This is a genomic window from Streptomyces varsoviensis, assembly GCF_000718635.1.
Classification (GTDB): Bacteria; Actinomycetota; Actinomycetes; order Streptomycetales; family Streptomycetaceae; genus Streptomyces; species Streptomyces varsoviensis.
Genome location: NZ_JOBF01000002.1, coordinates 323,941 through 338,123, shown reverse-complemented (window position 1 = coordinate 338,123; position 14,183 = coordinate 323,941). Strand labels below are relative to the sequence as shown.

The 14,183-nt window shown below is 75.4% G+C and carries 8 protein-coding genes; 5 read left to right on the top strand and 3 right to left on the bottom strand.

Features of this window, described 5'->3' with window-relative positions:
• Nucleotides 1-5: 5 nt before the first annotated feature.
• On the bottom strand, nt 6-881 hold the full coding sequence (locus IF55_RS04020; protein ID WP_030874343.1) for an RNA polymerase sigma-70 factor: 876 nt from the start codon (nt 879-881) through the stop codon (nt 6-8).
• 738 nt (nt 882-1,619) lie between these two features.
• Between IF55_RS04020 and IF55_RS04015 the strand changes: the two genes are divergently transcribed.
• From IF55_RS04015 to IF55_RS04000, 4 genes are all read left to right on the top strand, one after another.
• Complete coding sequence (locus tag IF55_RS04015; RefSeq protein ID WP_078643567.1) at nt 1,620-2,507, top strand: alpha/beta fold hydrolase; 888 nt, start codon at nt 1,620-1,622, stop codon at nt 2,505-2,507.
• A gap of 1,423 nt (nt 2,508-3,930) precedes the next feature.
• Nucleotides 3,931-5,331 carry a dihydrolipoyl dehydrogenase family protein gene (locus IF55_RS04010; protein ID WP_048831504.1) on the top strand — a complete coding sequence of 467 codons (1,401 nt, stop codon included), beginning with the start codon at nt 3,931-3,933 and terminating at the stop codon, nt 5,329-5,331.
• A 155-nt stretch (nt 5,332-5,486) separates the two neighbouring features.
• Nucleotides 5,487-6,980: a GNAT family N-acetyltransferase gene (locus IF55_RS04005; RefSeq protein ID WP_078643564.1), complete on the top strand. Its 1,494-nt coding sequence runs from the start codon at nt 5,487-5,489 to the stop codon at nt 6,978-6,980.
• A 130-nt stretch (nt 6,981-7,110) separates the two neighbouring features.
• The gene (locus tag IF55_RS04000) at nt 7,111-8,793 is read left to right on the top strand and encodes a DUF885 domain-containing protein (protein WP_030874352.1); all 1,683 of its coding nucleotides are present in this window, start codon (nt 7,111-7,113) and stop codon (nt 8,791-8,793) included.
• An 89-nt stretch (nt 8,794-8,882) separates the two neighbouring features.
• Here IF55_RS04000 and IF55_RS03995 read toward each other — a convergent pair whose 3' ends face one another.
• Nucleotides 8,883-11,900: an AAA family ATPase gene (locus tag IF55_RS03995; RefSeq protein ID WP_030874354.1), complete on the bottom strand. Its 3,018-nt coding sequence runs from the start codon at nt 11,898-11,900 to the stop codon at nt 8,883-8,885.
• Nucleotides 11,897-13,153, bottom strand: a complete 1,257-nt coding sequence (locus IF55_RS03990; protein WP_048831503.1) for an exonuclease SbcCD subunit D — start codon at nt 13,151-13,153, stop codon at nt 11,897-11,899. Before IF55_RS03990 ends, IF55_RS03995 begins: the two co-directional genes overlap by 4 nt.
• Before the next feature lie 250 nt (nt 13,154-13,403).
• Between IF55_RS03990 and IF55_RS03985 the strand changes: the two genes are divergently transcribed.
• Entirely contained in the window at nt 13,404-14,135 is a 732-nt protein-coding gene (locus IF55_RS03985; RefSeq protein WP_063763855.1) for a PepSY domain-containing protein, read from the top strand.
• Nucleotides 14,136-14,183 lie beyond the last annotated feature (48 nt).

Below are 14,183 nucleotides of genomic sequence, written 5' to 3'. Positions count from 1 at the left end.
CCGCCTTACCGATCGAGTCCGGTGAGCTTGTCCGGGTTGCGGACGAGGTAGATGTCCGCGATCCTCCCGTCGGCCACGCCGACGGCGACAACCGAGTCGGGGCGGCCGTCGGCCAGGACGACCAGCGCCGGAGCGCCGTTGACCTCCGCGAAGCGGAAGTCCAGCCCCACGAGGGATTCCTGGGCGACGGCGGCGAGGAAGCGGCCGACCTTGTCGGCGCTCCACATCACCCGCAGCGGCGCCTTGGCCTTGCCGCCGCTGTCGCTGACGAGCCGGACATCGGGGGCGAGGAGTTCGAGCAGCCCCGCGAGGTCGCCGTGGGTGGCGGCGGCCAGGAAACGCTCGGTCAGATCCCGCTGCTGGGCCGGGTCCACGTCATAGCGCGGCTTGCGCTCCTCGACATGGCGGCGGGCCCGCCCGGCGAGCTGACGCACCGCCGCCTCCGTGCGGTCGAGGGCGATGCCGATCTCCGCATACGGAAAACCGAACGCCTCGCGCAGTACGAACACCGCGCGCTCCAGAGGGGAGAGGGACTCCAGGACGACGAGCACGGCGAAGGAGACGGAATCCGCGAGCACGGCCCGCTCGGCGGTGTCGGGGACGGTGGTCGAGGCATCCCCGTACGCGGTCGCGATCGGCTCGGGCAGCCAGGGCCCGACATATGCCTCGCGCCGGGACTGGACGTGCCGCAGCCGGTCGATGGCGAGGCGGGTGGTGATCCGTACGAGAAAGGCGCGCGGCTCGCGAACCTCGCCGCGATCGGCCGCGGACCAGCGCAGCCACGCCTCCTGAACGATGTCCTCAGCGTCGGCGACGCGGCCGAGCATGCGATAGGCGACGCCGGTCAGCGTGGTCCGGTGCGCCTCGAAGGTGTCGAGCATCGCGTCGCTGTGAGTCACCGCTCCATCCCACCCGACGCCGAGCGGGCTTGTCCACGTGAACCCGCTCTCATCCACGCTCTCATCCACGTGAACCCGCTCTCACCAGGCGCCGCGGCGGGCGCGGGCCGACGGACGGGGGCCGCCGGGCATGTACGGACAGCGGGTCGGGCGGCCGCCGGCGGGGGCGCCGATAGGGGGCGCCGATAGGGGGCGCCGATAGGGGGCGCCGGCGGGCACAGACAGCAGGGCGCGCACGGGCAGCGGGTCGGGCCCCGACGGGGGCGCCGCGGCGGGGCGGGCTGACGGGTGCGGGCCGATGAGCGTGCACGGACAGCGGGTCGGGACGCCGGGGAGGGCGCCGACTGGCGCAGGGGCTGACGGGCGTGCACGGATAGCGGGTTGGGCCGTCGGCAGGGGGCACCGGCGGAGGCGCCGGTGGGCCAAGCCGTGGCGCCCGACGACGCCGTCTGCGCACAGCGGCCTCTCCGCACGGCGCCGCCGTCGCCCACGCCCAGCGGCGTCTCCGCATCACGGCGTCGCCCAACGGCGTCGCCGTCCGACAGCCGCGCCGTTGTCCGGCAACAGCGTCGTTCGACAACAGAACCGTTCAACAACAGCATCGGGCGGGGGGCCGGCCGAGTCGGCCGCCACGGGGGGCTGGTCGCGGGGTCTACCCAGCGGTAACTGTTGCTGACATCCTGTCTCGGCAAGCGTTCGCGGAGGCCGAGGAGCTGCCCCATGATCGAGACGATCTCCTACCCCGTCGAGACGCCGACCGGCCGGCGCACGGTCGAGGTCGCGTACGAACGGAGCGGCGGCGGGGAGCCCGTCGTCCTGTTGCACGGCATCGGCCATCACCTCCAGGCCTGGCATCCGGTCAGCGAGATCCTGGCTGTCGAGCGGGACGTCATCGCCGTCGACCTGCCCGGGTTCGGCGCGTCGCCCGCGCTGCCGGACGGGGTTCCGTACGACCTGGCGGGCGTGGCTCCCGCGCTCGACGGGCTGTTCACGGCGCTCGGCGTGGACCGCCCGCATGTGGTGGGCAATTCGCTCGGCGGGCTGCTCGCTCTGGAGTTGGGGCGGCTCCGGCTCGTACGGACCGTCACCGCGCTGTCTCCGGGCGGGTTCTGGTCGCCGGCCGAGCGGCGGTACGCGTTCGGGGTGCTGCTCGGCATGCGGCGCGGCGCGCAAGTGCTGCCCGATCCGATCGTCGCCCGTTTGGCCCGTACCGCGGTGGGGCGGGCGGCGCTGGTCAGCCCCATCTACGCGCGGCCGGGGCGGCGTTCGCCCGAGGCGGTGGTCGCCGAGACCAGGGCGCTGCGCACGGCGACCGGCTTCGCCGCGACGCTCGCCGCCGGGCGTTCGGTGGTCTTCCGCGACGACGTGCCGGACGTTCCGGTCACCATCGGCTGGGGCAGCGCCGACCGGTTGCTCCTGCCTCGGCAGGGGCTCCGCGCCAAGCGGGCCATACCGGGGGCCCGGCTCGTGCGACTGCCCGGCTGCGGGCACGTCCCCATGAACGACAACCCGGCTCTGGTCGCCCGCGTCATCCTCGACGCCACGCACCCGGTTCCGGGCGGCGCACCGGCCACGGCGAAGGCGGTCGGCGTCGACAGCGACGCCTGACGCCGACGCCGGGCGCCTCGGCGGTCGGCGGCCAGCACCACGGCCGCCAGCGGCCGGTAGTCGGCAGGCCGGGGCAGTCGGGCCGCGCTACGGAGTACGGACGTCCGCCCCGACGCCGAACCCCCGTCGTCCCCGGCCGGTCGGGCGAGTTCTGGCTCGCACTCCCCCGACCGCCCCCAAGGACTACGGGCCACTCCGCAGCCCCGCCGTTCCCCGGCCGGTCGGCCGAGGGCCAGCCCCCGACCACCGCCCAGGGAGACCCGGCCGCTCCGCAACCCCACCGCCGAAACCCAGCGCCGCTCCCCGACTGGTCGGCCGAGGGCCGGCCCGCGCTCCCCCGGCCGCCGCCCCAAGGGCACCCGGCCGCCCCACAGCCCCACCGCCGAAAGCCCCCGCCGTCCCGGGCGGTTGGCCGAGGGCTGGCGTACGTTCCCCGGCCGCCGCCTCAGAGACTCCTGGCCGCTCCGTAACCCCACCGCCGAAAACCCCCACCGCCCCCAGCCGGTCGGCCGAGGACTGGCGTACGCTCCCCCGGCCGCCGCCCCAAGGGCACCCGGCCGCTCAGCAGCCCCACCGCCGAGAGCCGCCACCGTCCCCGGCCGGTCGGCCCAGGCCTGGCCCGTACCCTCCTGCCGCCGCCCCAAGGGCGCTGGCCGCCCCGCAACCCCCCGGCCGATCGGCCGATATCTGGCCCGCCCCCGGCCACCGCCCCAAGGGGCACCCGGCTGGCCCGCAACCCCACCGTCGAAACCCCCACCGTCCCCGGCTCGTCGGCCGAGGGCTGACCCGCACTCCCCAGGCCCCCACCCCAGGGGCACCCGGCCGCCCGCAACCCCCCGCCGCCGAGGGCCCCCGCTGCCCCCGGCCGGTCGGTCCAGGTCTGGGCCGCCCCCAGCCCCCCAGGGCGCCCGGCCGCCTCGCCGCCGAGAGCCCGCGTCGCCTCCCGGGCGGTCGGCCGACGGCTGGCGTACGCTCCCCGGCCGGTCGGCCCAGGGGCACCTGGTCCCCGCGCAACCCACCCCACCGCCGAAACCCCCACCGTCCCCGGCCGGTCGGCCCAGGGCTGGGCCGCACTCCCCCGTAGTCCCACCGCGGAGCGCCCCCGCTGCTCCCCAGCCGGCCGGCCGAGGGCCAGCGCACGCTTCCCCGGCCGCCGTCACGGGGCTCCCCGCGTGCCCGGCAGGGTAGGGCGTGTCCGTCCGCGCGGTCGTCGTGGCTGGTCGCGCGGTTCCCCGCGCCCCGGCGGGGCGCCGTATCGCGTCGGGCTGCGGGTCCGATGGGGCGGGCGTAGGCGACGGCCCGCCGTGGCTGGCGGGGGTGGGGCGGGGTGGTCGATTGCGGCCTGGCGCGGCGTTCGGCTGGCTCGGGGGGCTTGTACGCAGCAAGGTGGGGTGGGTAACCCGAGGGTGAGAGGTGCGGTGCAATGACCGAGCAGGTGGATGTCGTCGTCATCGGTATGGGGCCGGGCGGCGAGCATGTGGCGGGGACGCTCGCCGAGGCGGGGCTGAGCGTGGTGGGCGTGGAGGCGGAGCTGGTCGGCGGCGAGTGCCCGTACTGGGCGTGCGTGCCGAGCAAGATGATGATCCGGGCCGGGAACCTGCTGGCCGAGGCGCGCCGGGTGCCCGGTATGGCGGGGTCGGCGCAGGTCTCACCCGACTGGGGGCCGGTGGCCGCGCGGATTCGCGACGAGGCCACGACCGACTGGAACGACCAGGTGGCCGCCGACCGTTTCACGGGCAAGGGCGGCAGGCTGGTGCGCGGGCGCGGGAAGCTGACGGGCCACGGGCAGGTGGCGGCGGGCGGCGAGGTGTTCGAGGCACGGCGCGGGGTGGTGATCGCCACGGGGACCCGGCCGCAGATCCCGCCGGTGCCGGGGCTGGCGGATGTGCCGTACTGGACGAACCGGGACGCGATCGCCGCCAAGGAGCCGCCGCGGAACCTGATCGTCCTCGGCGGCGGGGCGATCGGGTCCGAACTGGCGCAGGCCTTCGCCCGGTTCGGTTCGCGGGTCACGATCATCGAGGCGGCCCAGCGGCTGCTCGCGAACGAGGAGCCGGAGGCCGGAAAGCTGCTGGCCGATGTCATGGAGTCGGAGGGGGTGACCGTACGCACGGACGCGCGTGCGTCGGAGGTCCGGCACAGCGGTGACCGGTTCACGGTGGTGCTGGACGGCGGCGAGGAGATCAGCGGTGATCAACTGCTGGTCGCCACCGGCCGGCGGGCGGACCTCTCGGAGCTGGGGCTGGAGACGGTGGGCCTCGATCCGACGGCGCGGACGCTGGCGGTGGACGAGCAGTTGCTGGCCGCGCCGGGGCTGTGGGGCGTGGGCGATGTGACGGGCCGCGGCGCGTTCACGCACGTCGCGATGTACCAGGCGGCGATCGCGATCCGCGGCGTGCTCGGCGAGCCCGGACCGGCCGCGGACTACCGGGCGCTGCCTCGGGTGACCTTCTGCGACCCCGAGATCGGCGCGGTCGGGCTGACCGAGAGCCAGGCGCGCGATCGGGGGCTGCGGGTGCGTACGGGCCTGTCCCAGGTGCCGTCGACGGCGCGCGGCTGGATCCACAAGGCGGGCAACGAGGGCCTGGTGAAGGTCGTCGAGGACATGGACCGCGGGGTGCTGGTGGGGGCGACCTCGGCGGGGCCGATGGGCGGCGAGGTGCTGTACGGTCTCGCGGTGGCGGTGCACGCGGAGGTGCCGGTCGACCGGTTGCGGCACATGATCTACGCGTATCCGACGTTCCACCGGGGCGTGGAGGACGCGCTCACCGACCTCCGTTCCGATGAGTCCGATGAGTCCGATCAGGCCCATGAGTCCGATTAGGCCGATCAGAGAGACGAGTAGAGATGATGGCGGGCCAGGGGCCGCGACTCGCGGAAAACGGCCGATAAAGGGTGGTTAAGGGATCAGCGTGATCCTTTACCCATCGGTCACAGGACGTTCGTGATCACGCAACACCTCTCCGCCAGGGTGGCGGCATGAGTGATACGACGCCCGCGAAGAATGTCCGGAAAAACGCCCGTCAGAACGTCCGGCAGAACGTCCGACAGAGCGGCCACGTTCAGGGCGGCCACCACTGGCGGCGCGCCGCGGTCGAGCTGGCCGCCCTGTTCACGGCGGTGGCGGTCGCCGACTGCGCCGCCAATGTGGTCGCCCACGGTCCCGAGGGGCCGGTGCTGCTGGTGGCGTCGGCGGCGGCGCTGCTGGCCACGGCCGGGTTCCACGTCTGGTTCGCCCGCCGCCGGGGCCATTCGCCGCCGGCGGACGAGGCGGGTGATGCCGGTGATACCAGCCCCGCCGCCGGGGCCGGTACGGCCGGTGAGCCCCCCGTCCCCGCTCTCGCCCCCGCCCTCGCCCCCTCCACCGCCGACTTCGCCCTGTGGCGGATGCGTACGACCGTACGGGACGAGCCGGGCACCCTCGCGGCGCTGTGCCAGGCCCTCGCCCACCAGCGGGTCGACATCCTGACCCTCCAGACCCACCCGCTGGCGGACGGCACCGTCGACGAGCTGCTGGTACGGGCCCCGGCCGGGCTGCTGCCCGCCGAGCTGACGCGGGCCGCGGCGGCCGGGGGCGGCAGCGGCACCTGGGTGGAGCGGGCCGACGCGCACGATCTGGTGGACACCCCGACGCGCGTCCTGGCGCTCGCGACGCGCACCGCGCTGGACGCGGCGGAGCTGCCGCTCGCGCTGCGCCAACTGCTGGGCCGGTGCACGATCCGCTCGCTGCCCGAGCGGGGCTCCGAACCCGCGCCGCCCGCCGAGGGCGTGCTGGAGGAGACCGTCATGCGGCTGCGCGACCCGTCCGGCGGGACGATCGCCGTGGAGCGGCCGTATCTGCCGTTCACGCCGGCCGAGTTCGCCCGCGCGCACGCGCTCGTCGGACTCGACGCCCGGCTCGGGCCGCGGGTGCCGCGCCGCCGGGACGTGCTGACCCTGCCGGAGGGCAACGCGATCACCGTGCGCCGGGCGGGCCCGGAGGACCTCGGCGCGGCGCGCGAGATGCACGCGCGGTGCGCGCCCGAGACGCTGGCGATGCGCTACCACGGCCCGGCCGGGGACGCCGACCGCTATCTGCCCCATCTGCTGGGCCCGCGGCACGGCCGCACGCTGGCCGCGTACACGGCGTCGGGGCGGCTGGTGGCGTTGGGACATCTGCTGTGGGACGGCGACGAGACCGAGGTCGCGCTGCTCGTCGAGGACGCCTGGCAGCGCCGTGGGGTGGGCGCGCTGCTGCTGGCGCGGCTGGTCGCGCTGGCGGGCGACGCGGGGTGCGAGAGCGTCTACGCCGTCACCCGGGCGGCCAACACGGGGATGGTCGCGGCCATGCGCGGCCTGGAGCTGCCGCTGGACTATCAGATCGAGGAGGGCACGCTGGTCATCACCGCGCGCCTGACCGCCCGTCCGTCCACGCTGCCGGCCGCCGAAGGAGCGTCCGTAGCTGTGGTACGGCAGGACTCCCCCGACCGTTGAGCGCGCCCGTGCCGGAACGGCGGCGTGGGGAACGCGTGCCCGGGGGGGGCGGCGAGTGTGACGTGCGCATCAGTCGCGTGACGGGCAATGGCCGTGACGAGGCGGACGGTTCCGTACGAGGATGGGCGGCATGCTCCAGAACTCTGCCAATCCGCTGCCGCGCCAGGTCGCCGACGCCTATGTCGACGCGCTCATCGCACTCGACCCGATCACCGGGACCCACATGGGGATCGCCGAGAGCGCCCGGTTCCTGCCCGACTTCTCCCCCGACGGTCAGGAGGCGCTCGCCGCTCTCGCCCGTACGACCCTCGACCGGCTGACCGAGGCCGAGCGACGGCCCGGCGGGGACAGCGACGCCGAGCGGCGCTGCGCCCGGCTGCTGCGCGAGCGGCTCACCGCCGAACTGGCCGTGCACGAGGCCCAGGAGTCGCTGCGCGCCATCAGCAACCTGCACTCCCCCGCCCACTCCATCCGCCAGGTCTTCACGCTGATGCCGACCGGGACCCCCGAGGAGTGGGCGGCGATCGCGGCCCGGCTGCGCGTCGTACGGGACTCCCTGGACGGCTACCGGGCGTCGCTGGCCGAGGGGCTCGACCGCAAGCTGTACGCCGGTCCGCGGCAGGTTTCCACGTTCATCGGCCAGTTGGGCGAGTGGATCGGCGAGGGCGGCGGCTGGTTCGCGGAGTTCGCGGCCCAGGGGCCCGAGACGCTCCGCGGCGAACTGGACGAGGCCGCGGCCGACGCGACGGCCGCCGTCGCCGAACTCCGCGACTGGCTGCGTGACGTGTACCAGCCGGCCGTCGAGGGGTCACCCGAGGTCGTCGGCCGCGAGCGGTACGCGCGCTGGTCCCGCTACTGGAACGGCACGGACCTCGACCTCGACGAGGCGTACGCCTACGGGTGGTCGGAGTACCACCGCATCCACGCCGAGATGCGCGCCGAGGCCGAGAAGATCCTCCCCGGGGCCACCCCCTGGGAGGCGCTGAGCCACCTCGACACGCACGGCGAGGCGATCGAGGGCGTCGAGGAGACCCGCGTCTGGCTCCAGTCGCTCATGGACGAGGCGATCGAGGCGCTGGACGGCACCCACTTCGAGCTGGCGGACCGCGTCAAGCGCGTCGAGTCGATGATCGCGCCGCCCGGCAGCGCGGCCGCCCCGTACTACACGCAGCCCTCCGTGGACTTCTCCCGGCCGGGCCGCACCTGGCTGCCGACGATGGGCGAGACCCGCTTCCCCGTGTACGACCTGGTGTCCACCTGGTACCACGAGGGCGTGCCGGGCCATCACCTCCAGCTCGCGCAGTGGACGCATGTGGCGGACCAGCTCTCCCGCTACCAGGCCACCATCGGCATGGTCAGTGCCAACGCGGAGGGCTGGGCGCTCTACGCGGAGCGGCTCATGGACGAACTCGGCTTCCTCACCGACGCCGAACGCCGCCTCGGCTACCTCGACGCGCAGATGATGCGCTCCCTGCGGGTGATCGTCGACATCGGCATGCACCTGGAACTGGAGATCCCCGACCACTCCCCCTTCCACCCGGGCGAGCGCTGGACCCCCGAGCTGGCCCGCGAGTTCTTCGGCATGCACAGCGGCCGCCCCGCCGACTTCGTCGACAGCGAACTCGTCCGCTACCTCGGCATGCCGGGCCAGGCCATCGGCTACAAGCTCGGCGAACGCGCCTGGCTGACGGGGCGCGAGGCGGCCCGCGAGGCCCACGGCGACGCCTTCGACGCCAAGGCCTGGCACATGGCCGCCCTCTCCCAGGGCTCCCTGGGCCTGGACGACCTGGTGGCGGAGCTGTCGGCGCTGTAACGCCCGCGCCCGGCGCGGGCGGGCCCGGTGGGCCGGTCCGCGCCGGGGGCCTGGAGGCGGGGGCCACGCCGGGGCCTGGGGACGCGGGCTCAGCCCGGCGCGCCCGCCACGTGGTGCCGGACCGCCGAGCCCGACCGGGCCTTCACGATCTGCAACTGGGCCGGGATGCGTTGCCGCAGGTCACCGACGTGGCTGACGATGCCGACGGCGCGGTCGCGCTCGCGGAGCGAGTCGAGGACGTCGAGGACCTCGTCGAGGGTCTGCTCGTCGAGGCTGCCGAACCCTTCGTCGATGAAGAGGGTGTCGAGGCGCGCGCCGCCCGCCTCGTCCGCGACGACGTCGGCGAGGCCGAGGGCGAGGGCCAGGGAGGCGAAGAACGTCTCACCGCCGGAGAGGGTGGCGGTGTCGCGTTCGCGGCCGGTCCAGGCGTCGATGACATGGAGGCCGAGGCCGGAGCGGCCGCGGCCGCCGGTGCGGGCGTCGGAGTGGACGAGGGTGTAGCGGCCGGCGGACATGCGGCCGAGCCGGACGCTGGCGGCCGCGGCGACCTGTTCGAGGCGGGCGGCGAGGACGTACGACTCCAGGCGCATCTTGCGTTCGTTGTCGGCGGCGGTGCCGGCGGCGAGCGCGGCGAGGCGGGCGAGGCGGTCGTGGTCCTCGCGGAGCGGGGCGAGGGCGCGGGCGTCGGCGACGGCTCGGGCGGACAGTTCGTCGAGCTGGGCGCAGCGGGCGCGGGCGGCGGCGTCCTCGGCGGAGGCTTCGCGCAGCCGGCGGGTGGCGGCCTCGGCGGCGTTCCGCGCGCCTTCCACGTCGGCGGCGGGGCGCTGGGCCGCGGCGGCGGTCTGTTCGTCGGCGAGTTCGGCGGCGACGGCGCGCTCCTCGTGCTGCCACTGCTCGACGCGGTGCCGCAGGCGCTGGTGTTCGTCCTCGGCGAGGCGGGCGCGCGCCGCGTCGCGCGGGGTGTCGAAGCCCGCGCGGTAGGCGGCGTCCGCGAGCCGCGCGTCGGCTTCCTTGAGGCGGTCGGCCGCGTCCTGGGCGGCGCGTACGGACTCCGCGGCGGCGGCGAGCGCGGTGAGCTGCCGCTCCAGCAGTTCGGCGCGGTGGGCGACGGTGGTGGCGCCGCCGCGGGCGCGCGTGACTTCCTCGGCCAGTTCGGCGTGCTGGCGGTCGAGGGCTTCTCTGCGGGACGTACGGGCGGCGGTGCGGCGCTCGGCCTCCTGCTGGGCGGCGCGGCGGCGCTCGTACTCGCGTTCCGCGCGGTCGAGTGCTTCGCGGGCGGCGTGCACGTCCGCTCCGGCGGTGCGGGCGGTGTCGTGGGAGCGCCGCAGTTCGTCGAGGGCTTCGGTGAGTTCGGCGACGGTGGCGTCGCCCGCGGCGGCCGTGGCGCCGGCCAGGGCTTCGCGCAGCGCCTGGGCCTGCCGGTCGGCCTCGTCGCGGGCGGCGTCGGCCCGCTGGGAGGCGGCGAGGGCGGCGTCCTCGGCGGCGCGGTCGACCTGTCCGGCCGCGGCGCGGGCGGGCGCGGGGTGTTCGGCGGCGCCGCAGACCTTGCAGGGTTCGCCGGGTGTGAGGTCGGCGGCGAGTTCCGCGGCGATGCCGAGGAGCCGCCGTTCCTTGAGGTCGAGCCAGTTCTCGCGGGCGGCCGCGGCGGCGTCGCGGGCCTGCCGCAGGCGTTCGGCGGCGGTGTCCGCCTGGCCGGCGAGGCCGTCGCGGCGCTGGGCGGCGGCGAGCCGGTCGCGGGCGGGGTCGATGCGGGCGCGGAGCTGCTCGGCGTGGGCGGCGGCTTCCTGCGCGGCGTCGATGCGCTGCTGGTGGCCGTGGCGGGCGGTTTCCCAGCCGGCGAGCCAGTCGGCGGCGTCGGCGGCGGTGTCCTCGTCGGCCCGTGCCTCGCGGTCGAGGGCGGCGTGTTCGGCGGCGAGGGCGGCGGCGCGTTCCTCGGCGCGGCGGGCGGCGGTCAGCGATCCCAGGTCCTCGCGGAGCCGCCGTTCCAGCGCGGCGAGCCGGTCGGCTCCGGCGTCGGCGTGGGCGGGGTCCAGGCCGGCGCGGCCGCGGCGTTCGGCGTCGCCGGCCGCGCGCCAGGCGCGTTCGGCGTCGTCGCGCAGGGCGAGGGCGGGGGCGACGGTCTCGGCGGCGGCGGCGCGCTCCAGCCGCCGCCGGGTCTCCTCGTGGCCGGTGCGGCGGCGCTCCAGTTCGGCGGCGCGGTCGCGGGCGTCGGCGTGCCGGCGCTGGAGGCGGGCGAGTTCGCGGGCGGCGTCGGCGTGTTCGTGGGCGGTGCGGTGGGCGTGTTCGGCGGCGAGCACGGCGGCGGCCGCGACGGTGGCGCGCTCGCGGGCGCTCGTACGGGCGAGGGCCGCCCACGCGAGGACGGCGGCGGCGAGTCCCGGTTCGCCGGGGGCGAGGTCGGGGAGCGGGTTCTCCAGTAGTTCCGTGCTGGGGCCGGCGGCCTGCGCCATGCGGTGGGCGGCGGCCAGCAGCCGCTCGTCGCCGCCCCGTACCCGCTGCTCCGCGGCGCGCCGCAGTTCGGCGAGCCGGTCCTCGACGGCGGCGAACCGGCCGGTGTCGAAGAGCCGGCCCAGCAGCTTGCCGCGGGCGGTGTCCTCGGCGTGCAGGAAGCGGGCGAAGTCGCCCTGCGGGAGGAGGACGACCTGGCAGAACTGTTCCCGGCTCATGCCGAGGAGTTGGCTGATCTCCTCGCCGATCTCCTGGTGGGAGCGGCTCAGCGCCTTCCATTCGGCGGTCTCGGCGTCCTGTTCGCGCAGCGCGCAGTACGCCTTCTCCTTGGTGAAGCCGCTGCCGCGCTTCTTGGGGCGGAGCTGTTCGGGCCGCCGGGTGATTTCCAGCCGCCGTCCGCCGGCGGTGAGTTCGAGTGTCACCTCGGTCGGTGTGAGCGGCTGCGCGTGGTCGCTGCGCAGGGTGAGGCCCGGTCCTTGGCGGGCGCCGGGCACGCTGCCGTACAGGGCGTAGCAGACGGCGTCCAGGACGGAGGTCTTGCCCGCGCCGGTCGGCCCGTGCAGCAGGAAGAGCCCGGCGGCGGAGAGTTCGTCGAAGTCGATGTGCTGGGTGGCGCCGAACGGGCCGAAGGCGGTGAGGTCGAGCCGGTGGAGTCTCATCGCGCCACCTCGGCCGCTCTCTCGGCGGTCTTGGCATTCCCGGCGCCCCCCGCGTTATCCGCGGCTTCTCCGTTCTCGGCGGCCTCGGCGGTTCGTACCGCGTCGAGCGCGTCGGTCAGCACGGCGCGCTCCACGGGGTCGGGGCCGCGGCCGGCCCGGACGTGGGCCACGAAGTCCTCGGCGATCTGCTGGTCGCTGCGGCCGCGCAGCCGCCGGGCGTACGAGGCGAGCGGGTCCTCGGGGGCCCGGTCGGGCTCGAAGACCAGGCTGAGGACGTGCGGGAACCGCTTGGCGAGGCGGGCCATCGGCTCGTGGGGGCGGTGCGCGTCGGTGAGCGTCGCCTCCACGTAGGCGTCCTCGTGCCGGTCGAGGGCGGGGTCGTCGAGGAGCGTGTCGAGGGGGCCGCGGATACGGGCGAGGGGGCGCGGGACGGGGCAGTCGATGCGCTGGGCGCTGAGTTCGGCGCCAGAGCCGGCGCCCGGGTCCGCGGGGCCGGGGCCGAGGTCCACGAGCCATGTCGACTTGCGGTGGTCGGTCTCGGAGAAGGAGTACGCGAGGGGGGAGCCCGAGTAGCGGACCCGTTCGGTGATGCGCTGGCAGCCGTGCAGATGGCCGAGGGCGACGTAGTCGATGCCGGCGAAGGTCTCGGCGGGGACCGCGGCGACGCCGCCGACGGTGATGTCGCGCTCGCTGTCGCTGGCGGTGCCGCCGGTGACGAAGGCATGCGCGAGGACGATGGAGCGGGTGCCGGGCGGGCGGGCGGCGAGGTCGGCCCGTACCTGGTCCATGGCGGCGCCGAGGACCGCCGTGTGGTTCGCCTTCGGGGCGGCCAGCGCGTCGCGGACCAGCGCGGGTTCGAGGTAGGGCAGTCCGTAGCAGGCGATGTCGCCGTGCTCGTCGGTGAGCACGACGGGGTCGGCGCAGCCGGCCGGGTCGGTGCGCAGATGGATGCCGGCGCGCTCGATGAGCCCGGCGCCGACGCCGAGCCGGCGCGCCGAATCGTGGTTGCCGGAGATCATGACGGTGGGGACGCCGAGTCCGGCGAGGCGGTGCAGGGCCTCGTCGTAGAGTTCGACGGCGGCGAGCGGCGGCACGGCCCGGTCGTACACGTCGCCCGCGACGAGCACCGCGTCGACGTGCCGTTCGCGCACGGTCTCGACGAGGTGGTCGATGAAGCGGCGCTGGGCGTCCAGCATGCTCACCCGGTGGAAAGAACGTCCCAGATGCCAGTCGGACGTGTGCAGAATTCTCAAGAAACCGCTCCGACCTGCATGTTCCGCATGTTCTCCCCTTCTTCGCCGCTGTGGCCGGCCCGGGCCCGCGCGGGATCGCACCATGGCCGTCGACCACGCTAACGCCCAGGCGCCCCTGGACCACCACAGGCCTCCGCTTTCGGGCGGTTTCGATCGGTCCCTCGCGTCGGGGCCGGTCAGCGACGGTGCCGCTCGGGTGATTTAGCCGCATAGGGGTGAGAGCGCCGTTTTGCGGGGAAAGGCTGCGGCTATGAGTGCTGAACCCGGATCTGTGAATCTGCAACGCGGCGTGGGCCGCACCCGGTGGGGCCGCGCGGCGGGCGTCCTGTGCGGCGTCGTCGTCTCGGCGGCCCTGGTGAGCGGGTGCGGGGACGACGGCGGGGGCGGGGGCGGCTCGTCCGCCACTTCCGGCGCGGCCGTCACCTCCGACGCTCCCGGCTCGGCCGGGTCCTCCGCCCCGGCCTCCAATTCGGCGTCGGGGACCGCCGGGCTCACCGAGGACCAGGCCGAACGCAAGGCCCTGCTGCCGACCGCCAAGGTGGGTTACGAGCGGGCGGCGAAGACCGCGGCGGGGGCGGTGCCGAACGGCAAGGTCGCCCATATCGAGCTGAAGCGGATCACCGGCGGCGGGTCGGAGTGGCGGTCCAAGGTGGCGGAGCGCGACGGCACGGCGCACGACGTGCGCGTGGACGCGGGTTCCGGCAAGGTGACCCGGTCACGGAAGGAGCCCGACCAGGACGGCGACGACAAGCGCAAGCTCGCCGACCGGCTGAACAAGGCGAAGATCTCCGCCCAGCAGGCCGTACGCACCTCGGCCGAGCGCAAGCCGGGCACGACCACGGCCGTGGAGATCGACGACAGGGACGACGGCACCCTCATCTGGTCCGTGGACCTGGTGAACACCGACAACTGGAACAAGACGACGTTCGACGTGGACGCCGCCAACGGGAAGGTCCTGCGCGAGCACGTGGACCGCGACTGAGCCGGGGGCGGGGCGGGGCAGGTGAGCCGGGGGCGGGTCTCGGGGACA